We start from the raw sequence: 21,949 nt of genomic DNA on the forward strand, positions 1-21,949 counted from the left end.
CTGCCATTCCGTTCCCAATCGGGCTGGACGCGTTCTCCGCAGGCTCCCTCCCGCGATTCGTCATGTCCGCACGACGCAGGGCGGCACTTCGCTCCGTACCCTTACGGCAGACCCGGCAGCGTACCGAGCGAGACGTTCGGGGTCGGGTGGTCACGGCCGCCACGCCCGACCGTTCGACAGCGAAGTGTCGGTCCCGCGAATACCCTTGGGGAATGCCGCATCAGGAGCACATCGCGCACGCCAAGGGGCGGCGCGCCGTGTTCGGGACCTCCCGTGCCTAGGAAGAAGGTCGATGTCGAGGTCCCTGACGGCCAGCACCTTGGTTGGTCGAGGGACACGGATGGCGCGCTACGCGCCCACCTGTTCGACGACAGGACCAACAAGCTCGTGGGACATGCCGAGCTATTCGAGCCCGAGGACGACCACGACTACGCCAGGTCATACGACTGGGAGCCGAGCCCTGAGAACTCGCCAGCCGCTGCACAAGAGCCCGATGAGGAGTTCGGGCTCGTCGGCATGCTGGTTGTTCTCGGCGTCGCTTTCGCCGCTGTCAAGGGCGCGGAACACCTCGAGAACAGACGGGCCCCGAGGCCGGCGCGTCAGCCAAGCAAGAAGGATCGCAAGCGGGCAATGAAGGCAGCCAGGGCCGCGCGACAGGTGCCCGTTGTGGCGCCGGTCGCGCACCGGCCGCGGCCCGCGACGCCACCAGGCTGGCTCGTCGATCCCTGGGACCACCGTTGGGTCCGGTGGTGGAACGGGTACGGGTGGACGGGGCACCTGAGGCCGCGGTACGCGCAGGCGTCGCTCCCCGCTGCGGCCCACACTGGGCCTTGGCCGCACCATGCCCCGGCCGGGGCTGTTCCGGCGGCCCAGACGCACCCACCGGTCACGATGAGCCGCCAGGAGTGGCAACAGCGCGCGCGGGCAATGCTGCTTGCCCGCGCCTTTAGCGAGGAGCAGCAGCGGCTCCTCGCTCACGCCTGCATTGATGACGCCGACCCGGCCGTATTGGAACTCCAGCGCGCGTTCGCCAGCCTGTCTCCAGAGCAGTTCGCCGAACGGGTCGGCCAACTGGTGGCGGCGAACCCCGCAGCACTCAGTGCCGCGGAGGCGCAGTTCCTGTCGATCTTCGGCGAGGGATCCGCTGCGCAGCCGCAGCCCTCGCACGCATCCCCACGGCAGCGGCTGGCCAGCCGCCCCGGACTTGCAGGAGCGCAGTCGTGGCCTCCCGGCTGGTACGACGACAAACGCGGACGCTGGCGTTGGTGGGACGGGCGGCAGTGGACCCATCACGTGCGGCCATAGGCGACGCGCGACTGTCGACCCCGGTCGCGGCTTCGGCGACGTTGGCCTATCGCGGCCTTGGAAGCGGATGTCGTCGATGGTCGGGGCGTCCGGTGGTGCCGGGAGCAGAGCTCAGGAGTGAGTCGGGAAGGGGATCCCGGTGTTCGCGTGGCAGCGATATCCATTTACGTGTTTTGCGAGGTACTGCTGGTGGTGCGCCTCGGCGTAGTGGTACAAGCCCGCCGGCCCGATCTCGGTGGTGATCTCGCCGTAGCCACGACGGGCGATCTCGTCGCCGTAGACCTTGGTCAGCTCGCGCGCGGTCTGCTCCTGCTCAGGGGAGTGGAAGTAGATGGCGGAGCGGTACTGGGTGCCGATGTCGTTGCCCTGGCGCATGCCCTGGGTCGGGTCGTGCACCTCGAAGAACTTCTTGACCAGGTCGGCGTAGGAGACGCGGTCGGGGTCGAAGACGATCCGGATGGCCTCGGTGTGGCCGGTGCGGCCGCTGCAGACCTCTTCGTACGTCGGGTTCGGCGTGGTGCCGCCGGCGTAGCCCACCGACGTCGACCAGACGCCGGGGATCTGCCAGAAGATCTCCTCGGCACCCCAGAAGCAGCCGAGGCCGAACTCGGCGACCTCGAGACCGTCGGGCACGTCGTCGGTGACGATGGGGGCGTTGAGGACTGCGTGCTTCTCAGGAAGCGCGAAAGCGGGCTCGGAGCGCCCCGGAAGCGCCTCGGCAGGGTCGACCATCTCGGTCTTGCGGCGGGAGAGGAACATGCCTCCAGTCTCCCCGGAAGCGCAAGCCCCACACCGCTCTCAGTGAACTCTTAACCGTCCTGGCCGTGCGCCGCGCACCAGGCGTCGCGTCGCTCCGAGTCGGGGATCTGGAACAGCTGCCGGATCATCAGTCCCTGGAGGGCGGCGTACGTCTCGATCTCGCGCTGGGCGAGGGTGCGCTGGAGGGGAGTGCGGGCCAGCGCGAGCAGCTCGGCGTGGCGCCAGACCATCTCCCGCCAGCCGCGCATGATCACGCCCGCGATGGTCTCCTCGACGGTGCCGGCGTTGACGTCGTCGAAGGTCGGGTCGAACCGGCGCGCCTCCTCCGCGAACACCGGCGCGTAGAGCGAGTCGAGCCGCTGGTTGTAGCGGTCGTGGTCGGCCTTGTGGCTGGTGCCGTCCGGTGCAGTGAGACCGACCTTGGCGATCACGTACGGGAAGTCGCGGTTGATGTGCGCGTTCATCGCGAGCATGAAGTTGCCGAGGCCGGACACCGCCTTGTCGTCCTCGGCCTGCAGCGCGATCCGCCAGGCGGCGGGGATGCCGGTACGCCGGCCGCTCTCCCAGCGGCTGGTGGTGTCGAAGTAGAGCTCCGCGAACACGGTGTCGACCCGGTTGAGCCACTTCTCGTCATCGAAGTAGCCCGACCGCACGGCGTCCCGGACGTTCTCGGTGACCCGGAGGTAGGCGAGCGAGAAGATCGCGCTGTGCGAGCAGGTCGCCACCAGGCCGTCCAGCCGCTGGTACATCCGGTCGATCACCTCGTCGATGCACTCGTCGCCCCCGGACTTGCAGAGGTCGCCGGCGTAGTCCGCGCCCGGCACCGGCAGCGGCCGCAGCAACCCGATCAGCGAGTCGAGCGGCGGCAGCACCAGCCCTCGGATCGGGTCGGGGTCGGGCTCGTCGGCCTGGGCCGGCACGAGCGGCGTGGCGACGACCACCAGCGCGAGAAGGATCCCGAGGGCGGCGCGGGTCAAGGAGGTCACATCCAGGTCCAACGACCGCCACGGTGCGCCGCTACGCTCGCCGGGTGAGCCAAGAGCATCGCAGCAAGAGTGGCTTCGAGACCCGCGCCATCCATGCGGGCTACGAGCCGGACCCGACGACAGGGGCGGTCATCCCGCCCATCTACGCGACCTCCACCTACAAGCAGGACGGGGTGGGAGGCCTGCGCGGCGGCTACGAGTACAGCCGCAGCGCGAACCCCACCCGGACCGCTCTCGAGGGGGCGCTGGCAGCGGTCGAGGAGGGGGAGCGCGGCTTCGCGTTCGCCTCCGGCCTCGCCGCCGAGGACACGCTGCTGCGTGCCCTCTGCCGGCCCGGCGACCACGCGGTCATCCCTGACGACGCGTACGGCGGGACCTTCCGGCTCTTCGACAAGGTCGCGGTGCCGTGGGGGCTGAACCACAGCCCGGCCCCGGTCGACGACGTCGACGCGGTGCGAGCGGCGATCCGCCCCGGCGAGACGAAGCTGGTCTGGGTCGAGACCCCGACCAACCCGCTCCTGACCATCGGTGACATCGAGGCGCTCGCCGGCGTCGCGCACGAGGCCGGCGCCCTGCTCGTCGTCGACAACACGTTCGCGTCGCCGTACCTCCAGCAGCCGCTCACCCTCGGTGCCGACGTCGTCGTGCACAGCACGACCAAGTACGTCGGCGGCCACTCCGACGTCGTGGGCGGCGCCCTCGTCGTCCGCGACCACGAGGTCGCCGAGAAGGTCGGGTTCCACCAGAACGCCATGGGTGCGGTGCCCGGCCCGTTCGACGCGTTCCTCACCCACCGCGGGCTGAAGACGCTGGCCGTCCGGATGGACCGGCACTGCGACAACGCCGAGCGCGTCGCCGACTTCCTCACCAGCCACCCGGCCGTCGGCGAGGTGATCTACCCCGGGTTCGAGACCCACCCCGGCCACGAGGTCGCGCAGCGGCAGATGAAGCGGTTCGGCGGGATGGTGTCGTTCCGGTGCACCGGCGGCGAGGACGCCGCGCTGCGCGTGTGCGAGCGCACCGAGGTCTTCACGCTCGGTGAGTCGCTCGGCGGTGTCGAGTCGCTCATCGAGCACCCCGGGCGGATGACCCACGCGAGCGTCGCCGGCACCGACCTCGAGGTCCCGGCCGACCTGGTGCGGCTCAGCGTCGGGATCGAGACGGTCGACGACCTGATCGCCGACCTCGACCAGGCCCTTGGCTGACGGGACCGGCGGCGTCGTCCTCTGCGTCGACGTCGGCTCGACGTACACGAAGGCGCTCCTCGTCGACCTCGCCACGGCGACGGTGGTCGGGATGGCGCAGCGGCCGACCTTCGGCACCGGTGACGTGCTCGACGCGGTCGAGGCGTGCCGGGCCGAGCTCGCGGGCGTCGATGGCCGGACGAGTGGTGCGGAGGTCCTGGCGTGCTCGAGCGCGGGCGGCGGGCTCCGGGTCGCGGTCGTGGGTCATGAGGCGCTGGTGACGGCCGAGGCGGGGCGGCGGGTGGCCCTGTCGAGCGGCGGCAAGGTGGTCGGCGTGGTCGCGACCGCGGGTCGTGTGCCTGAGACCGCCGTATCCGAGGTTCTGGGACACACGACTCCAGCAGAGGTGGACCTGGTGCTGCTCACTGGCGGCACCGACGGCGGCAACCGGGCAGCACTCGTCGACGCCGCCCGCGCGGTGGCGACGTCGGGCTTCGACGGGCCGGTGGTCGTGGCCGGCAACGTCGACGCGCGCGACGAGGTCGCGGAGGTCCTCGCCAGCCAGCCCCATGTGCTCGCCGACAACGCGGTACCCCGGATCGGGGTGCTCGCACCCGAGAGCGCCAGAGCCGCCGTACGGGCGCAGTTCCTGCACCACGTGATCGCCGGGAAGGGCCTCTCCGCCAGGGGCGAGGAGCTCGCCCGGCTGGTGCAGGGCCCGACCCCGGACATCGTGCTCGCGGGAGTCGAGCTGCTGGCCCACGGCCTCGACGAGGAGCGCCCTGGCATCGGTGACGTCGCGGTCGTCGACGTCGGCGGGGCCACCACCGACGTCTACTCCGTCGTCACCCTCGACGCGGAGCGGTCCGACGACGGTCTGGCCCACGAGGTGGTCGCCCCGACCGCGGCCACCCGGACCGTCGAGGCCGACCTCGGCATGCGGGAGTCGGCGGGCCTTCCCGGCTCCTACGTGCCGACCACCGACGAGGAGTACGCCGCCGACGAGGAGATCGCGCGCACCGCAGCAGCGACCGCCGTACGACGGCACGCCGGTCGGTCGCGCGTCGTCCTCTCCCCGGAGGGGCGGGTGGTCGAGCGCAGCGGAGTCGACCTGCGTGAGGTCACCCTCGTGATCGGCAGCGGCGGCGTCCTGCGGCACGGGCGACCCGGGGTGGCCCAGCGGGTGCTGGGTGGCCTGGTGACGGCCGACGACCCGGAGGGCTGGCAGCTGCCCGAGCGCGCGCGGATCGTCGTCGACGAGCGCTACGTCCTGATGGCCGTCGGTCTGCTCGCCGGGAGCCGTCCCGACGTGGCCTACCGGTTGGCGATGTCGCTCGGCACGGAGAGTTCTGTGGAGAGTCCTAGGGTGGGCGCGTGACTGACGACGGACCCGACGAGGAGCCGGTGGACGACCCCGACCACGGGGTCGAGCGGACCGAGGACGAGCCGGAAGAGGACGAGCCGGGCGAGCCGGGCGAGGACGAGCACCGGCACCGGCCGCGCTTCCCGCGCCGGCGGCGAGGGTCGGACGACGATGAGCACGCGGACAGCGAGAGCGTCGAGAGCATCCTGCATCGCTTTGCTGCCCAGTGGGCGCTGGTGCGCGAGGAGCGCCGCGGCGGTCCCGCCCCGATCGAGACAGGCCCCTCCCGGTTCGACCGGGCGCAGGTGCCGTGGGGGCTCGACCTCGCCGCCGCCTGGGCGTGGCGGCTGGTGATCATCGCGGGCGCGGCGTACCTGCTGGTCTGGCTCGTGAGCTTCTTCGCGGTCATCACGATCCCCATCGCGGTCGCGCTCCTGATCAGCGCGCTCGCGTGGCCGCTCGTCCACGGACTGACCCGGCTCAAGATCCCGCAGCCGATCGCCGCCCTCCTCGTGGTCCTCGGCGGGCTCGGAGCGGTCGTGGCGCTGCTGACCTTCGCCGGGCAGCAGGTCGCCACCGGCGCCGACGACCTCGCCGACTCCACCGTCAAGGGACTGCAGGAGATCCGCGACTGGCTGCGTGACGGCCCGGTCAACGCCAGTGACTCCCAGATCAACGAATGGATCAAGAGCGCCGAGGACACGATCCAGCAGGGGTCCCAGGACGGTGGGACGATCGGCCGGGTCACCGAGGTCGGCACCGCCGTCGGGCACGTCGTGGCCGGGTTCTTCATCACTCTGTTCGCGACGTACTTCTTCCTCGCCGACGGCGACCGGATCTGGTCGTGGCTGGTCCGGCTCGCGCCCCGCGTCGCGCGCGAGCGGGTGGACAGCTCGGGCCGGGTGGCATGGATCTCGCTGGTCCAGTTCGTGCGGGCCACGGTGATCGTCGCGGCGGTCGACGCGATCGGCGTGATGATCGGCGCCGCCGTGCTCGACCTGCCGTTCGTGCTCGCGATCGGGGTGCTGGTGTTCCTCGGCGCCTTCGTGCCGCTCATCGGCGCGACGATCGCCGGCATCGTGGCGGTGCTGGTCGCGCTGGTCGACCAGGGGCCGGTGGAGGCGCTCATCATGCTCGCCGTCATCATCGGCGTGCAGCAGCTCGAGGGCCACGTGCTCCAGCCGTTCCTGCTGGGGCGGTGGGTGTCGCTGCACCCGCTCGGCGTGATCCTCGCGATCGCCGGCGGTGTGCTGGTCGCGGGCGTGGTGGGCGCGCTGGTCGCCGTACCTCTCGCGGCCGCGGCCAACGCCGTCGTCCTGCACCTGGCGGAGCTGTCGCAGATGCCGGTCGAGGAGGCCGCGGAAGAGCTCGACAACGATGTCATCCATCCACCCGACGAGGTCCACCATGCCTGAACCGACGGTTACGCTCGCCGACATCGAGGCCGCCCGGTCGCTCGTCGACGCCGTGGCGGTGCCGACGCCGATGCTGGAGTCGCGCTGGCTCTCCGCGACCGCGGGGACGACGGTCCACCTCAAGTGCGAGAACCTCCAGCGCACCGGCTCGTTCAAGGTCCGCGGTGCGGCCGTGCGGATCGCCCGGCTCTCCGACGAGGAGCGTGCGCGCGGGGTGGTCGCCGCGTCGGCCGGCAACCACGCGCAGGGCGTCGCACTGGCGGCCCAGCAGCACGGCATCCCGGCCACGATCTTCATGCCCGACGGTGCCCCCATCCCGAAGGAGCGGGCGACCCGCGGCTACGGCGCCGACGTCCGGTTCGCGGCTGGTGTCCTCGAGGACTGCTTGGCCGCGGCGACGGCGTTCTCGGAGGAGACCGGGGCGGCGCTCATCCACCCGTTCGACCACCTCGACATCGTCGCGGGCCAGGGCACGCTGGGGCTCGAGATCCTGGAGCAGGTCCCCGATGCGGCCACGGTCGTCGTCCCGACGGGCGGCGGCGGGCTGCTCGGTGGCATCGCGGTCGCGGTGAAGACGCTGCGCCCGGACGTGCGTGTGGTCGGGGTCCAGGCCGCCGGCGCCGCAGCGTTCCCGCCGTCGCTGGCCGAGGGACATCCCGTCCGGCTGCCGCACATGGCCACGATGGCCGACGGCATCGCGGTCGGCCGGCCGGGGGAGCTGACCTTCCGCCTGGTCCGGGAGTACGTCGACGACCTGCTCACCGTGTCCGAGGAAGCCCTGTCACGCGCACTCCTCGCACTCATCGAGCGCGAGAAGCTGGTGGTGGAGCCGGCCGGTGCCGCTGCCGCGGCGGCCCTGTGCGAGGAGCCGGACCGCTTCGCCGGCCCGGTCGTCGTACTCCTCTCCGGGGGCAACATCGACCCGCTGCTGCTCGGCAAGGTGATCCGGCACGGCATGGCGGCGGCGCGCCGCTACCTCAACCTGCAGGTCACGCTGGCCGACATCCCCGGCGGTCTCGCCCGGCTGCTCACCGAGATCGGCGGGGCCGGCGCCAACGTCATCGAGGTCGCGCACGAGCGGATCTCACCGAGCCTGCTGCTCGACGAGGTCGACGTGCACCTCCAGCTGGAGACGCGTGGCGAGCCGCACGCGGAGGCGCTGATCGCGCGCCTCCGGGAGCACGGCTACACGGTGGTCGACCGGGGCTGAGACCCCTCAGACGGTGTAGGGCTTGGCGTCGAGGATGACGACCGTCTGCGGCTTGCCGTTGACCTCGTAGGTCACCGTCTCGCCGCGCTTGCGGCCGTTGATCGCCTCGCCGAGAGGCGACTGGGGCGTGTAGACGGCGAGGCCATCGGGCTCGACGTCGCGGGCGCCGAGGAGCAGGAAGGTCACCGCCTCGTCATCGTCGTCGTCCTCGAACTTGAAGGTCACGACCATGCCGGGCTCGACGATGCCGTCGTCCGGAGGCGTCTCGCCGACCTCCGCCTTGCGGAGCATGTCCTCGAGCTGGCGGATCCGGAGCTCGATCCGGCCCTGCTCGTCCTTGGCCGCGTGGTAGCCGCCGTTCTCCTTCAGGTCACCCTCGTCGCGCGCGGCGCTGATCCGGGCGACGATCTCCTGACGCTGCGGACCCTTGAGGTCCTCGAGCTCCGCCTGGAGCTTGTCGTAAGCGTCCTGGGTCAGCCAGATCGTCTGGTCGGTCTGCGTCATCGGGAACTCCTGAATATGCGGAACTGCTCGTGTGGTGCCTGGCGCGAACTGGTCCGGATCGTCTCGCCCGCTTCGGCGCCCCCGATCAGCTCCGCGGGCGCCGGCTCGAGGCCGGACAGACTGACAAGTCTAACAAGCCGGCCGCCTGAGCGTGATTTCTCAGCGGGGGCGGGGCTGGCCCTCGGCCGTGCAGCCGATGTTCTCGACAGCGGTCGCGCGACGCTCGGTCGCGATCTCCACGGGATAGTCCGGCCCGGCGTCCTGGTCGGGCACGAACGTCGCCTGCCCGACGACCGCCTTGTCGTGGGCGAGGGCCCGCACCGTGCACTGCGCGTCGACCGGGCCGTCGCCCCACTGCACCCGGATCACCGCGGTCGCGGTGTGGTCGTCGACGATCTCGGAGCTGATCAGCTCCGAGGACACCGGCGGGTCGGACTGGGCGATGGTGATCCAGGTCCACACGGCGGCGAGAACGCCGACCACGACCACGACCAGGCCGATGAGCACGAACCGTCGCCAGCGCGGGGGAGCGCCGTACCGCTCGGGCAGGGAATGGCTGTGGACGGTCACCGGTTCATGCTCGCATGGGCGACGCTTCTACGATCGTGCGCATGTCCGGATCTCGACAGGCTCGATCAACGGGCGACGGGTCGCCGCCGCCGCGCGCGGGTCTGCGTCTGATGCACGTCCACGCGCACCCCGACGACGAGTCCAGCAAGGGCGCTGCGTCGACGGCGCGCTACGTCACCGAGGGCGTGGACGTGCACGTGGCCACCTGCACGGGCGGTGAGCGCGGCTCGATCCTCAACCCGAAGATGGACCGGCCGGGGATCCTCGAGAACATCCACGAGATCCGGCGGCAGGAGATGGAGCGGGCCCGCGACATCCTCGGCGTCACCCAGGACTGGCTCGGCTTCGTCGACTCGGGCTGGCCGGAGGGCGACCCGAAGCCGCCGCTGCCCGAGGGCTGCTTCGCGCTGGTGCCGCTGGAGGAGGCGGCCGCGCCGCTCATCCGGCTGGTGCGCAGCTTCCGGCCGCACGTGATGACGACGTACGACGAGAACGGTGGCTACCCCCACCCCGACCACATCAAGTGCCACGAGATCTCGGTGTTCGCGTTCGAGAAGGCGGGCGATCCGTCGTTCGCCCCCGAGCTGGGGGAGGCCTGGCAGGTCAGCAAGCTCTACTACCACCACGGCTGGAGCTACGCCCGGATGGTGGCGCTGCACGAGGCGATGCTCGAGCACGGCCTCGAGTCGCCGTACGCCGATCGCCTCGAGCAGTGGAAGCGCGACCCCGAGTGGGACAAGCGGGTGACGACCCGGGTGCCGTGCGGCGACTACTTCGGCGTCCGCGACCAGGCGCTGCTGGCGCACGCCACCCAGATCGACCCGGACGGGTTCTGGTTCGCGGTGCCGCGGGAGCTCCAGCAGGCCGTGTGGCCGACCGAGGACTACGAGCTGGTCACCAGCCATGTCGTCTCCGAGCTGCCGGAGGACGACCTGTTCGCGGGCGTCCAGGTGACGGTGGGAGAATGAGCCCATGATTGTCGATCTGGTTCTGGCCGCGCCCAAGGACGAGGACGTGGTGGCCGGCCCGATCGGCTTCGTCATCTTCATCGCCCTGTGCCTCGCGGTCGCGGTCCTCGGCTGGAGCCTCAACAAGCACCTGAAGAAGGCGCACCGCGCCGCCGACGAGGGTGTCTTCGGCGACCCGCCGGTCGTCAACAAGACTGACGAGTCCACGAGCGACTGATGGTCGGCTTCGATCAGCTGCTCGGGTTCGGCGTCGCGGCGCTGGTCCTGATCGTCATCCCCGGGCCGAGCGTCGTCTTCGTCGTCGGCCGGGCCGTCTCCTACGGCCACAGGCTGGCCCTGGCCAGCGTGGTCGGCAACACCGCCGGCCTGTTCCTGGTGATGACACTGGTTGCGGTCGGCCTCGGCACGATCGTCGCGGAGTCGATCGTCGTCTTCACCGTCATCAAGCTCCTCGGCGCCGCCTACCTGGTCTGGCTCGGCGTCCAGGCGCTCCGCCACCGCCGCGAGATGCGGGTCGAGGCGGGCGGGGTGCGCAGCCCGCTGACCTGGCGACGCGCGGTGCGGCAGGGCTTCGTCGTCGGGGTGAGCAACCCGAAGGGCTTCCTGATCTTCGCGGCGCTGCTGCCGCCGTTCGTCGACCCGGACCGCAGCGCGGTGCCGACCCAGATGTTCGTGCTCGGCTCCGTCGCGGTGCTCCTCGGGCTCGTGTGCGACACCGTCTGGGCGCTCGCCGCCGGCCGGGCCCGGGAGTGGTTCGCCGGGTCACCGCGCCGCGGCAGTGCGCTCGGCGCGATCGGCGGTACGTCGATGATCGGGCTCGGCATCAGCATGGCGCTCAGCGGTCACGAGAGCAGGTAGCCACCCACCAGCGCGACGATCTCGTCGAGGATCTGGTCGCGGGTGATCGGCGGCTGGTCGAGGACCCACCGGACGGCGAGGTTCTCGATCGCCAGGACCGTCACCCAGGTCGACACCGCCGGTGTCGGCCGGCGGCTGTGCTCCGGCCGGGCGAGGAGGTACGTCGACGCCAGCTCGCCGATCCGTCGCTCGATGGCGGCACGCCGGGGACCACTGCGGGCCAGCGGCAGCTCCTGGGAGACGACGCGCAGCAGCGCCCGGTCGGCCTCGAGGGCAGACAGCAGCGCGTCGACGATGTCGCGCACCACCTCGAGCCCGACGCCGCCGAGCCGGTCCGACAGCGCGGCCGCGACCCGCTCGGACGTCTGCTCGGTGTAGCGGTCGACCACCACGTCGAGGATCGCGGTCTTGTCCGGGAAGTACTGGTAGAGCGACCCGGGGCTGATCCCGGCGGCCGCCGCGACCCGGTTGGTGGAGAAGGCGTCGTAGCCGTCCTCGACGAGCACCTCGCGGCCGGCGGCGACGATCCGCTCGACCATCTGACGGGACCTGGCCTGCCGCGGCTGCTTCCTCATGACGCGAATTGTATGCGAGTGATCGCTCGCGTCACCATGGAGCATGGTCGCACTGCATGACGAGTCGCTCCCGCTGGGCAGCTATCCGCAACGGTTCCGCGAGGCCGAGGCGCGCGGCGTCCGGCTGGGCGTGCCGCTGCGGGTGATGGGGAGGGTCAAGGGGCTCGACGAGGTGCTGATGGACCGGATCGGGCGCGCGTTCGGCGAGCGTGACGAGCTCGGCGCGGCGCTCGCGGATGCGATCCGGATGCGAGCAGGTCAGCCCGGGCGGGTGTCGATGGAGCAGCTCCGTACGGCGCTCGCGGGCGGGAGTGCCGCCGTACCGGATGCGCCGCCGGCGCTCGCCGCGCTGCTCGCCGAGGTCGAGCAGGTGCCGGACTGGGTCGACTGGGACCTCCTTGACGAGGGCGCCCGGGTCTCGCGGCGGCTCGGCCAGAACGCGGCCGACGTCCTCACCCAGCTCTCGCTGATCGGCGGCTACCGCTTCGGCGGTCCTCCGGACCTCCTCGTCGCGACCGGTGGCCTGGTCGGCGACAGCACCCGGCGCCGGCTCGGGGAGACCCAGAAGTGGGTCGTCGAGCTGACCCGCCCCGGCTCGCTGCGGCCGCCCGGTCATGGGGGAGAAGGGCGGCAGGGAGGCGAGGCGTGGCGGCTGACCGTCCACGTCCGGGCGATGCACGCGCTCGTCAACGCGGCGTTCGAGCCGGCCTGGGACGTCGCGCGCTGGGGCCTGCCGATCAACCAGGCCGACCAGGCGTCCACGCTGATGCTGTTCGACGGGATCCTGGTCATCGGCTCCCGTGGGCTGGGGGTGCGGGTCAGCCGGCGCGAGTCGCGGGCGCTCATGCACCTGTGGAAGTACGTCGGCTGGCTGATGGGCGTCGACGACGACTTCCTCGTCGACGACGAGTGGGAGCGGCACCGGCAGGCCTACCACGTGCTGCTCGCCCAGGCCGACGTCTCCGAGGCCGGGCCGCAGCTGGCGCAGGCGATCGTCGAGGCCCAGCGCCGGCGTCGCTACCCGGGCTGGCCGGCCTGGCTCCAGGGCGTGCGTGGCCGCTACGAGCAGGAGCGGCTGCTCAGCATGCTCACGACGTTCCTCGGTCCCAGCAGCATGCGCGACCTCGGGCTGCCCCTGCGGCCGCCGTGGGCGCACCTCTACCTCGTCCCCCTCAACGTGCTCCGCTACCGCATCCTCGGCCGTACGGCGTGGGGCCGGCGCCGGCTGCTGGTGTGGGGCGACCGGGTCAGTCAGCGCCTGCTCGACAGCTACTTCGTCGACGAGCAGCAGGCCGTCGGAGAGCTGCGCCCCTGAGCCCAGGCCCCGAGGTCGAGCAGCTGGTCGGCGACCGCGCCCGCCAGGTCGCGATCGTGCGTGACCCAGAGCAACGCACAGTCCCGGTCGGCGAGCTCGGTCATCAGGCAGTCGGTGGTGGTCTCCTGGGTGACCAGGTCCAGCCGCGAGGTCGCCTCGTCCGCGACGACGAGCGCCGGCGCCGGCAGCATCGCGCGGACGATCGCCAGCCGCTGGAGCTCGCCGCCCGACACCTGGCTCGGGAGGCGCTCGAGGAGACCCTCGGGCAACCCGACCGCCGCGAGCAGCGAGCGCAGCCGCTCGGCCGGGACCTGGTGCCGGGCGAGGACGTCTGCGACGGCGACGCCCAGGCGCACTCGCGGCGGGAACGACGCGGCGGGGTCCTGGTAGAGCTTCTGGATCCGGCCGTGCCGTAGCGCGGGGGCGTGCTCGACGACACCGCCGTCGGGACGGACGAGCCCCAGGAGGACGTTGCCCAGGGTCGTCTTGCCGACGCCGCTCGGGCCGCTCACCGCCCATCGCTCACCTGCCCGGATGGTCAGCGAGAGGTCCTCGAACAGCGCCTGGTCGCCGTACGCCTTGCTCAGGCCGGCCGCCGTCACCAGCGGCCGCCCCTCCGGCTCCGGCGCCGAGACCCGCATCCATGGCAGCTGCCAGCGGCTCGGCTCGGCGCCGACCAGTCGCCGGGTGTAGTCGTGCGCCGGTGCGTTCAGTACGTCGGCGACGGCGCCACGCTCGACGACGCTCGCGTCGCGCATCACGAGTACGTCGCCGCCGAGCCGGCGGGCCAGGCGCAGGTCGTGGGTGATGGTGAGCAGCGCGCCGCCGCCCGCGCAGTGCTCGGCGAGCAGGTCGGCGAGCTGCTCGAGCGCGACCGGGTCGAGGCCCTTCGTCGGCTCGTCGACGATGAGCACCCGTGCTCCACCCACGGTGGTCGCGGCGAACGCCACCCGCTGGGCCATGCCGCCGGACAGCTGGTGCGGGTAGGCACGTCCCGCCCCGGACAGGCCCAGGTGCCCGAGAGCGGCATCGGCGCGCTCGCCGGCACCCCTGCTGCGCCACCCGAATCCCGGCACGCCCTCGGCGACCTGGCTGCGCACGCGCATCGTCGGATCCAGCGCCGTTGCGGGCTCCTGCGGGAGGAGGGCAAGCTCGCGACCCCACATCGGCCGGCGACCCCGCCGGTCGCCGAGGTCGAAGCTGCGCGCGCCGAGCCGGAGCGCGCCGGTGACCTCGAGCTCGGCCGGCGTCGTGCCCATGACCGCGTGGGCCAGGAGGGACTTGCCCGAGCCGCTCTCGCCGATGATCGTCAGCGGGCGCCCCGCCGCGACGGCGATGTCGGCGACGTCGACGAGCAGTGCGCCGTGGTGCCGGACCCGGACGCGGTCGATGGTCAGGGCGGTCGCGTTCATGCGGTCTCCGTCCGGCGCAGGCCGAGGAAGCACACGGTCAGCAGGAACAGCACGGCGACCGGTGCGAGCGACAGCCAGGGCGCCACGTCGTAGTAGGGGAAGGACTCGGTCACCATCAGGCCGAGCTCGGCCCGCGGCGGCTTGAGCCCGACCTTGACGAAGCCGAGGGTCGACATCGCCAGGATCGAGGTGACCATCCCGAGCGACGCCAGCGTCGTCAGCAGTGGCCGGAGGTCGGGCCAGAGATGGCGACGTACGACGTGCCACCAGCCCAGGTCGAGGAGCCGGGCGGCCTCGACGGCCGGGGAACCGAGCACGATCGCGGCGCGCGCTCGCACCATCCGGAAGTACTCCACCCACTGCGCGAGCGCGATGCCGACGTACAGCGCCCAGACCCCGCCGTCGGCCGTGGCGGCGACCAGGAGCACGACGAGCAGGGCGGGCATCGCCACGAACACCTCGGACACCGAGCGGAGGACGGTGTCGATCCAGGAGCCGCGCCAGGCGGCGAGGATCCCGGCCGCGGTGCCGACGACGAGCGCGGTGGCAACGCAGAGCCCGGCGAGCACGAGGGACAGCCGGGTCGCATGTGCGAGTCGCGCCAGGACACTCCGCCCGTACTCGTCGCGGCCGAGCGGCTCCGTGAGGCTCGGCGCTTCGAGGTACCGGTCGAGGGCCTGCGCAGCCGGGTCGGCGAGCAGCAACGGCCCCACGGCGGCGAAGAGCACGAGACCTCCGAGGAGCACGGCACTGGCGCGGCGCGCGGCCGTCGACGCGCGCTGTCGCCGGCCCGGCTGCGTCGTCTCGAGCACTGGCTCGGTGAGCGTGGTCATGGCCTGGACCCCTGTCGCGGTCGAGGATCGAGCCACAGCCCCGCGAGGTCGACCAGGGTGTTGACGGCGACGACGAGCAGCGCGAGCACGAGCGCGGTGGCCTGCAGCACGGGGATGTCGCGCCAGAACACGGCGTGCACGAGGGCATGGCCGAGGCCCTGCCAGGAGAAGAGCGCCTCCACGACGACGACGCCCTCGACGAGCACTACCGCCTGCACTCCGACGTACGGAACGAGCACCGCCGCAGCGTTGCGTGCCACGTGGCGGAGCAGGACCAGTCGTTCGGACAGCCCCTTGGTGCGGGCGAACCGCACGTGCTCCGACTGCCGGGTCGCGACGACGGCGTCCCTCGCGACGCGGGCGAACAGGCCGGACAGGCCGAGTGCCAGCGTCAGCGCCGGCAGGACGATGGCACCGGCCCCGCCGTGCCCCGCGGCGGGCAGCAGCTTCAGGTGCACCGACAGCACGACGACGAGGACGAGTCCGAGGAGGAACGCCGGCAGCGCACGCACCAGGGCCACCCAGAGATCGGTGAGCCGGTCCACGGCGCTGCCCGGCCGCAGGGCAGCGGCAGTGCCGAGCGTGCAGCCGATCACGATGGCGAGGACCAGTGCCGCGCCGGCGAGCTGCAGGGTTCCGGTGAGGTAGTAGCCCACCTCGGAGAGGACCGGCTGGTGGGTCACCAGCGAACGGCCGAGGTCGAGGCTGCCCAGGTCGCCGAGCCAGCTCAGGAGCTGCTGCCAGGCGGGCCGGTCGAGGCCGAGCTCCTCGCGGACGCCGGCCGCCGCTTCCTCGTCGACCAGGTCGTAGCCGTAGCGCCCGGCGGCGATGCGGTAGGCGACGTCGCCGGGCAGCCGCTGGACCACGAGGAAGCACAACCCGGAGACGAGTACGGCGACGCCAACGGCCTGCGACGCGCGGCCCGCCAGGACCCGCGCGATGCGCGCGGGTCCGGCCGACGAGCTCAGGACGCCCACCGGACCTCCGAGAGGTGCCAGGACGTCTCGAGCGGGTCCATCACGAACCCGTCGACGCCGTCGGCGACGGCAGCGTTCATCCGGTACCACGCGACCGGCACCAGCGGCAGCTGCTCCTGGGCGATCGTCGCGACCGTACGGCGCAGCTCGGCGGCCCGGGTCTCCGACGGTCCGGCGAGCAGCCCGTCGATGGCAGCGGTCATGGCTGGGTCGGACCAGTTGTGCACGCCCCAGTCGGATCCCTCGGCTGCGAAGGTGTCGGCGATCGTGACCAGCGGGTCGGACACGAGCGCGAAGTGGCGGGCGATCAGCGCGAGCTCCAGGGTGTCGTCGGCGTGCCGCACGGGGATCTCCGTCGAGTTGGTCACGTCGACCTCGATGTCGATGCCGACCTCCTGGGCAGAGGCCTGGATCGCCGTCGCCAACGTGGGCAGCTCGGGCCGGTCGGGGTAGGTGACGAGGCTCAGCCGCAGCGGCTCGCCGTCCTTCTCCAGGATGCCGTCGGATCCCGGCGTCCAGCCGGCGTCCTCCAGGAGCTCGCGGGCGGCGTCGGCGTCGTGCTCCAGCGGCGCGAGATCGGGCTGGTTCCACGCGGTGAGCGACGGCGGGAGGAGCTGGGTCGCGGCGAGCCCGGGCTCGCGCAGCACGGCCTCGGCCATGGCCTCGCGGTCGAGCGCCATGCTCAGCGCACGCCGGACGGCCAGCTCCCCGAGCACGGGGTGGTCGCTGTTGACCTTGAGCAGGATGGTCCGTGGCTGGAGCGTCGAGACCAGCTCGACGCCGTCCGCCGCCTCGACCTGCTGGCGGCCGGCCGGCTCGAGGTGGAACACCACGTCCGCCTGGTCACCGGCCGCCATCAGCGCGCGCGCCTCCGGTCGGGTCACGGTCTGGAAGCTGATGTGCTCGATCGCCGGTGCGGTGCCGCGCCAGTCGTCGAACCGCGTCACCTCGACGGAGGCGGGCAGCTCGATGTGGTCGATGCGGTAGGGGCCGGTCCCGACCATCTCCGCGACCCGGCCGTCGTCGTCGTACGCGGCGGGCGCCAGGATCATCGTGCTGTAGTGGGTGAGCACCGCCGGCAGCGTGAGGTAGCGCTCGCTGAGGTCGAACCGCAGCCCCGAGTCCGTCGCCGTGATCTCCTCGATCGGCGCCTCCGCGAGCGGGCTGGCCTCGTCGTTGCGCACGGTGTCGAGCGCGTGGGCGGCTGCCTCGGGCGTGAGCGGGGTGCCGTCGTGGAAGGTCACGCCGGGGACGAGCTCGAAGGTCCACGTTCGCCCGCCGCGCGCGGACGACCACTCGGACGCCAGCCCCGGAGCGAGCTCCCCCTCGAGGTCGGCCGTCACCAGGGTCTCGGCGACCTCCAGCCGGGTGAAGAAGCCGCTGGTCGCGGTCGGCTCCAGGCTGTGGATCTCGAACGGGCCGACGACCCGCAGCGTGTCGCTGCTGTGGTCATCCGCCCGGCTGGCGCTGCACCCCGGGGCGAGCCCCAGGACCAACGCGACCGTGACTGCTGCGCTCGTGCGCCGGTACCTCTGCATAATCAGCCTCTCGTGGTGGGAGACTGGACGATAATGAGAATCGTTCTCAAATGACAAGTCAGCGACGACTGTCTGCGGGTTGTGGCAGATTTCGGGTGTGCCCGAACGCCCCGACGTCCCGCTCGCCTGGGTCGAGCGGCTGCGTGCCGTGCTGGAGGTCTTCCCGGAGTGCTACGAGGAGTCGGCGTGGACCGGCGTCCGCTGGCGGGTCGGTCAGGCGACCGTCGCGCACGTCTTCGGTGGTGAGGACCAGCTGTTCCGGATCACGTTCCGCGCCGAGCCCGACGAGGTGCTCGCGTTCCAGCACCTGGGCGCGCCGTACTTCAAGAGCGAGTGGGGCGGCAACGTCGTCGGCCTGCTCCTCGACGAGGACACCGACTGGGACGAGCTGGCCGAGCTGCTGACCGACTCGTTCTGCCTGCAGGCGCCCCAGCGGCTCGCCGAGCTGGTCGAGCGGCCGGGGGCCTGAGCGTCACTCGTAGGTGTAGAAGCCCCGGCCGGCCTTCCGGCCGAGCAGTCCGGCGCTGACCATCCGCAGGAGGAGCGGCGGGGGAGCGTAGAGCGGCTCCTTGAACTCGTCGTACAACGACTCGGCGACCGCCTTCGTCGTGTCGAGGCCGATCAGGTCGGCCAGCGCCAGCGGCCCCTGCGGGTGGGCGGCGCCGAGCACCAGGCCGTGGTCGATGTCCTCGGCCGTGGCGAAGCCGGACTCCATCATCCGGATCGCCGACAGGATGAACGGGATCAGCAGCGCGTTGACGACGAAGCCCGCGCGGTCCTGGCAGAGGATCGCCTGCTTGCCGAGCTGCTGCTCGACGAACGCGCGGGACCGGGTGGTGGTCTCCTCCGACGTCATCAGGCTCGGGACCAGCTCGACCAGCTTGAGCACCGGGACCGGGTTGAAGAAGTGGATGCCGAGCACCTGCTGCGGCCGCTGGGTGACCACGGCGAGCTTCATGATCGGGATGGAAGAGGTGTTGGAGGCGAGGATCGCGTCCGGCTGGGCGATCTTGTCGAGCTTCGTGTAGAGGTCGACCTTGGCGTCCTCGTTCTCGACGATCGCCTCGACGATGAGCTCACGGTCGGCGAGCTCGTCGAGGTCGGTGCCGACCCGGACCTTCGCCAGCACGTCGTCGGGGTGGAGGATCTTGCCGCGCTCGGCCGCGCGCCGTACCGACTTCTCGATGCGCGCCCGGGCCGCGTCCGCAGCGGGCGCGTCCGACTCGACGATGAGTACGTCGCACCCCGCGCGGGCACACACCTCCGCGATGCCCGACCCCATCAGGCCGCCGCCCACGACGCCGATCCGCTCCAACATGTCTGCTCCTCTGTCCGCGATCTGCCCCCGCCCGGCCACGCTATTGGCTACTGGTGGGTCAACAAACTCGCCGGCGTGGTCATCGGTGCAGCCCCTGGAACAGCACGCCCGCCACGCCGGCGGCGAGCGCCTCCGGCGGGATGGAGCCGTCCGGGTGGTACCAGTCCACCAGCGAGTTGACCATGCCGAAGACGAGGCGGCTGATGACCTCCGGGTCGATGTCGCCACGCAGGTCGCCCTCGTCGACGGCCTGCTTGACCACCGTGGCGAGCTGCTCGTCGATGCGGCGCCGGCGCTCGAGCGCCGACTGCTCCAGCGGGCTGTTGCCGCGCACCCGCAGCAACAGGGTCACGGCCGGCAGGTGGGCGACCAGGATGTGCACGGCACCCTCGACGGTGGCCCGCAGCCGGTCGTACGCGCGCTCGTCACGGGTCGCGTCCGCGGCGGCAGCGACGGCGGCGTCCAGTCCGTCGAGGGCCTCGTCGAGAGCGGCCGCGAGGATCGCTTCCTTGCTGTCGAAGTGGTGGTAGATCGCGGACTTCGTGACCCCCAGGTCGACGGCGAGGTCGTTGATGGACGTCGCGTCGTAGCCCTGCCGGTTGAACAGGTCGATCGCCCGCCGCAGGACCGTGTCCTGGTCGTAGCCCGGACGCCCGCGGGGGCGTCGGGTGGCCGTCACGGCGGGTGCGGCATCGACGTCAGGCATGCCCCTGATCGTCCCAGGTCTTCGCGACCAGGGTGAGCACGTCGTACGTCGCCACCGGCGCGTCGTCCTGGTTGGTGACGACCGCGTCCCACCGGACCTCGCCGTAGTCGGCCGACGACCGGGGCGTGATCTGCTTGACGGTGAGCGTCACCCGGATCGTGTCGTCGGCCTTCACCGGCGTCAGGAACCGGAGGTTGTCGACGCCGAAGTTGGCGAGCACCGGCCCCGGGTCGGGGTCGACGAACAGGCCGGCGGCCAGCGAGACGACCAGGTAGCCGTGGGCGACGATCCCGCCGAAGAGCGGGTTGGCCGCGGCTGCCTCCGGATCGGTGTGGGCGTAGAACGTGTCACCGGTGAGCTCGGCGAACCGGTCGATGTCGGCCAGGGTCACCGGGCGCGGCTCGGACACGATGCTGTCGCCGATCCGCAGGTCGCGGAGGCTCTTGCGGAACGGGTGCACGTCGTCGACCGACCGCTGGGAGCCGGTCGTCCAGCGTCCGGTGATCGCGGTGAGCATGTCGGGGGAGGCCTGGACGGCGGTGCGCTGCAGGTGGTGCAGCACGCCGCGGATGCCGCCGAGCTCCTCGCCGCCACCGGCGCGTCCGGGACCGCCGTGGACGAGCACGGGCAGCGGGCTGCCGTGGCCGCCGGCCGTCGCAGCCTCGGCGGCGTCGTGACGGTCGAGGACCAGGATCCGGCCGTGCCACGGAGCGAGCCCGAGGGTGACGGTGCGGGCGACCTCGGGGTCGTGGGTGACCACGGAGGCGACCAGGCTGCCCTTGCCCCGCGCGGCGAGCGCGATCGCCTCGTCGGTGGAGGCATAGGTCAGGACCGTGCTGACCGGTCCGAACGGCTCCACGTCGTGCGGCTCGGACGCGCCCGGGTGCGCGCGCAGCAGCACGGGGGAGATGAAGGCACCCCGCTCGGCGTCAGCGCCGACGACGTCGACCCGCTCCGGGTCGCCGTACACGATGTCGGCGCTGTTGCGGAGGGCCTCGATCGCCTTGCGCACCTCCTCGCGCTGGCCGACGCTCGCGAGGGCGCCCATCCGCACCGACTCGTCGGCCGGGTTGCCGACCACGACCTTGGCCAACCGCGCGCTGATCGCCTCGATCACCGGGTCGGCCATCGCCTCGGGCACGATCGCCCGCCGGATCGCGGTGCACTTCTGGCCGGCCTTGACCGTCATCTCGGCGACGACGCCCTTGACGAAGAGGTCGAACTCCGGCGCGTCCGTCGTGACGTCGGGTCCCAGGATGGAGCAGTTGAGCGAGTCGGCCTCGACGCCGAGGCGGACCCCACGGTGGAGGACCGATGGGTGGTTGCGCAGGATCTCGGCGGTGTGGGCCGAGCCGGTGAAGGCGACCGAGTCCTGCTCGCCGAGCTCGTCGAGCAGGGTGCCCGCGCTCCCGCACAGGAGCTGGAGGCTGCCCTCCGGGAGGATCTCCGACTCGATGATCCGTCGGACCACGGCCTCGGTGAGGTACGCCGTCTGGCTGGCCGGCTTCACGATGCTCGGCAGGCCGGCGAGGAACGCCGGCGCCAACTTCTCGAGCATGCCCCAGACCGGGAAGTTGAAGGCGTTGATCTGTACGGCGACGCCGGGCCGCGACGTGTAGACGTGCTGGCCGACGAACGTCCCGCCGCGGCCGAGGCCCTCGACCGCTCCGTCCAGCACGATCGTGTCGTTGGGCAGCTCGCGGGTGCCCTTGCTGGCGTAGGAGAACACGGTGCCGATGCCGCCGTCGATGTCGATCATCGAGTCGCGCTGGGTGGCGCCGGTGCGCAGGGAGAGGGCGTAGAACTCGTCCTTGAGCTGCCCGAGGTGCTTGGCGAGCGCCTTCAGCAGTCCGGCGCGCTCATGGAACGTCATCCGACGTACGGCGGGACCGCCCGTCGTACGGGCATGCTCGACCATCGCGCGCAGGTCGACGCCGCGACTCGAGATCCGCGCGACCTCCTCCCCGGTGGTCGCGTCGAGGACCGCTTCGCCCTCGTCCTCCGCGCGGAACCAGTGGCCGGCGACGTAGCTCTCGAGCAGTGCGCTCACGGTGCGCTTCCTTCCGATGGGGTTTCGGGGCGGGCCGTTGCGCGACCCGGGAGACCTGTGTCACAGTAATACAGAACGATCGGTCAGTAAATAGATTCCTGTC

At 71.8% G+C, this 21,949-nt stretch carries 22 protein-coding genes; 10 read left to right on the forward strand and 12 right to left on the reverse strand.

Annotated features, from left to right (window positions below; all coding sequences use genetic code 11):
* Nucleotides 1-273: 273 nt before the first annotated feature.
* Nucleotides 274-1,305: a DUF2510 domain-containing protein gene (locus D0Z08_RS32605; protein ID WP_118924297.1), complete on the forward strand. Its 1,032-nt coding sequence runs from the start codon at nt 274-276 to the stop codon at nt 1,303-1,305.
* A 111-nt stretch (nt 1,306-1,416) separates the two neighbouring features.
* Here D0Z08_RS32605 and msrA read toward each other — a convergent pair whose 3' ends face one another.
* Together msrA and D0Z08_RS07620 are read right to left on the reverse strand one after the other, a co-directional pair.
* A complete protein-coding gene (gene msrA, locus D0Z08_RS07615; RefSeq protein WP_118924299.1) occupies nt 1,417-2,064 on the reverse strand; it encodes a peptide-methionine (S)-S-oxide reductase MsrA in 648 nt (215 codons plus the stop codon).
* A 50-nt stretch (nt 2,065-2,114) separates the two neighbouring features.
* The gene (locus D0Z08_RS07620; protein ID WP_220454095.1) at nt 2,115-3,050 is read right to left on the reverse strand and encodes a DUF5995 family protein; all 936 of its coding nucleotides are present in this window, start codon (nt 3,048-3,050) and stop codon (nt 2,115-2,117) included.
* Between the two features lie 44 nt (nt 3,051-3,094).
* Between D0Z08_RS07620 and D0Z08_RS07625 the strand changes: the two genes are divergently transcribed.
* The 4 genes from D0Z08_RS07625 to ilvA are packed head-to-tail and all read left to right on the forward strand — an operon-like array spanning nt 3,095 to nt 8,222.
* The gene (locus D0Z08_RS07625; protein WP_118924303.1) at nt 3,095-4,255 is read left to right on the forward strand and encodes a cystathionine gamma-synthase; all 1,161 of its coding nucleotides are present in this window, start codon (nt 3,095-3,097) and stop codon (nt 4,253-4,255) included.
* Entirely contained in the window at nt 4,248-5,612 is a 1,365-nt protein-coding gene (locus D0Z08_RS07630; RefSeq protein ID WP_245993751.1) for a glutamate mutase L, read from the forward strand. Before D0Z08_RS07625 ends, D0Z08_RS07630 begins: the two co-directional genes overlap by 8 nt.
* The gene (locus D0Z08_RS07635; RefSeq protein WP_245993754.1) at nt 5,609-7,012 is read left to right on the forward strand and encodes an AI-2E family transporter; all 1,404 of its coding nucleotides are present in this window, start codon (nt 5,609-5,611) and stop codon (nt 7,010-7,012) included. The genes D0Z08_RS07630 and D0Z08_RS07635 overlap by 4 nt, the downstream gene beginning before the upstream one ends.
* Nucleotides 7,005-8,222, forward strand: a complete 1,218-nt coding sequence (gene ilvA, locus D0Z08_RS07640; protein ID WP_118924305.1) for a threonine ammonia-lyase — start codon at nt 7,005-7,007, stop codon at nt 8,220-8,222. Before D0Z08_RS07635 ends, ilvA begins: the two co-directional genes overlap by 8 nt.
* A gap of 6 nt (nt 8,223-8,228) precedes the next feature.
* On the opposite strand, the gene greA is transcribed toward ilvA, so the two are convergent.
* Both greA and D0Z08_RS07650 read right to left on the reverse strand, forming a co-directional pair.
* Nucleotides 8,229-8,726: a transcription elongation factor GreA gene (gene greA / locus D0Z08_RS07645; RefSeq protein WP_118924307.1), complete on the reverse strand. Its 498-nt coding sequence runs from the start codon at nt 8,724-8,726 to the stop codon at nt 8,229-8,231.
* Between the two features lie 159 nt (nt 8,727-8,885).
* Nucleotides 8,886-9,296: a DUF4307 domain-containing protein gene (locus D0Z08_RS07650; RefSeq protein ID WP_118924309.1), complete on the reverse strand. Its 411-nt coding sequence runs from the start codon at nt 9,294-9,296 to the stop codon at nt 8,886-8,888.
* A 41-nt stretch (nt 9,297-9,337) separates the two neighbouring features.
* Here D0Z08_RS07650 and mca point away from each other — a divergent pair, with 41 nt between their 5' ends.
* The 3 genes from mca to D0Z08_RS07665 are packed head-to-tail and all read left to right on the forward strand — an operon-like array spanning nt 9,338 to nt 11,122.
* Nucleotides 9,338-10,264, forward strand: a complete 927-nt coding sequence (gene mca / locus D0Z08_RS07655; RefSeq protein ID WP_118924311.1) for a mycothiol conjugate amidase Mca — start codon at nt 9,338-9,340, stop codon at nt 10,262-10,264.
* A 4-nt stretch (nt 10,265-10,268) separates the two neighbouring features.
* Complete coding sequence (locus D0Z08_RS07660; RefSeq protein WP_118924313.1) at nt 10,269-10,481, forward strand: hypothetical protein; 213 nt, start codon at nt 10,269-10,271, stop codon at nt 10,479-10,481.
* On the forward strand, nt 10,481-11,122 hold the full coding sequence (locus D0Z08_RS07665; protein ID WP_118924315.1) for a LysE family translocator: 642 nt from the start codon (nt 10,481-10,483) through the stop codon (nt 11,120-11,122). Before D0Z08_RS07660 ends, D0Z08_RS07665 begins: the two co-directional genes overlap by 1 nt.
* Here D0Z08_RS07665 and D0Z08_RS07670 read toward each other — a convergent pair.
* A complete protein-coding gene (locus tag D0Z08_RS07670; RefSeq protein ID WP_220454096.1) occupies nt 11,107-11,697 on the reverse strand; it encodes a TetR/AcrR family transcriptional regulator in 591 nt (196 codons plus the stop codon). The genes D0Z08_RS07665 and D0Z08_RS07670 overlap by 16 nt on opposite strands.
* A gap of 43 nt (nt 11,698-11,740) precedes the next feature.
* Between D0Z08_RS07670 and D0Z08_RS07675 the strand changes: the two genes are divergently transcribed.
* Nucleotides 11,741-13,012, forward strand: coding sequence for an oxygenase MpaB family protein (locus D0Z08_RS07675; RefSeq protein ID WP_118924319.1), 1,272 nt, complete (start codon nt 11,741-11,743; stop codon nt 13,010-13,012).
* On the opposite strand, the gene D0Z08_RS07680 is transcribed toward D0Z08_RS07675, so the two are convergent.
* From D0Z08_RS07680 to D0Z08_RS07695, 4 genes are read right to left on the reverse strand one after another with little or no spacing between them, the layout of a single operon-like run.
* Complete coding sequence (locus tag D0Z08_RS07680) at nt 12,967-14,424, reverse strand: ABC transporter ATP-binding protein (RefSeq protein WP_118924321.1); 1,458 nt, start codon at nt 14,422-14,424, stop codon at nt 12,967-12,969. The two genes, D0Z08_RS07675 and D0Z08_RS07680, sit on opposite strands and share 46 nt — an antisense overlap.
* A complete protein-coding gene (locus D0Z08_RS07685) occupies nt 14,421-15,257 on the reverse strand; it encodes an ABC transporter permease (RefSeq protein ID WP_118924323.1) in 837 nt (278 codons plus the stop codon). The genes D0Z08_RS07680 and D0Z08_RS07685 overlap by 4 nt, the downstream gene beginning before the upstream one ends.
* The gene (locus D0Z08_RS07690) at nt 15,254-16,234 is read right to left on the reverse strand and encodes an ABC transporter permease (RefSeq protein ID WP_220454097.1); all 981 of its coding nucleotides are present in this window, start codon (nt 16,232-16,234) and stop codon (nt 15,254-15,256) included. The genes D0Z08_RS07685 and D0Z08_RS07690 overlap by 4 nt, the downstream gene beginning before the upstream one ends.
* Nucleotides 16,222-17,772, reverse strand: coding sequence for an ABC transporter substrate-binding protein (locus D0Z08_RS07695; protein ID WP_118924325.1), 1,551 nt, complete (start codon nt 17,770-17,772; stop codon nt 16,222-16,224). Before D0Z08_RS07695 ends, D0Z08_RS07690 begins: the two co-directional genes overlap by 13 nt.
* Before the next feature lie 97 nt (nt 17,773-17,869).
* Here D0Z08_RS07695 and D0Z08_RS07700 point away from each other — a divergent pair, with 97 nt between their 5' ends.
* Nucleotides 17,870-18,241 (forward strand): MmcQ/YjbR family DNA-binding protein, encoded by a 372-nt coding sequence (locus D0Z08_RS07700; protein ID WP_118924327.1) that lies wholly within the window; start codon nt 17,870-17,872, stop codon nt 18,239-18,241.
* A gap of 3 nt (nt 18,242-18,244) precedes the next feature.
* On the opposite strand, the gene D0Z08_RS07705 is transcribed toward D0Z08_RS07700, so the two are convergent.
* From D0Z08_RS07705 to paaZ, 3 genes are all read right to left on the reverse strand, one after another.
* On the reverse strand, nt 18,245-19,090 hold the full coding sequence (locus D0Z08_RS07705) for a 3-hydroxybutyryl-CoA dehydrogenase (protein ID WP_118924329.1): 846 nt from the start codon (nt 19,088-19,090) through the stop codon (nt 18,245-18,247).
* Nucleotides 19,091-19,169: 79 nt separating this feature from the next.
* Nucleotides 19,170-19,796, reverse strand: coding sequence for a TetR/AcrR family transcriptional regulator (locus D0Z08_RS07710; RefSeq protein ID WP_118924331.1), 627 nt, complete (start codon nt 19,794-19,796; stop codon nt 19,170-19,172).
* A complete protein-coding gene (gene paaZ, locus D0Z08_RS07715; RefSeq protein WP_118924333.1) occupies nt 19,789-21,846 on the reverse strand; it encodes a phenylacetic acid degradation bifunctional protein PaaZ in 2,058 nt (685 codons plus the stop codon). The genes D0Z08_RS07710 and paaZ overlap by 8 nt, the downstream gene beginning before the upstream one ends.
* Nucleotides 21,847-21,949: the final 103 nt, after the last annotated feature.

Source organism: Nocardioides immobilis, from assembly GCF_003515065.1.
GTDB lineage: Bacteria > Actinomycetota > Actinomycetes > Propionibacteriales > Nocardioidaceae > Nocardioides > Nocardioides immobilis.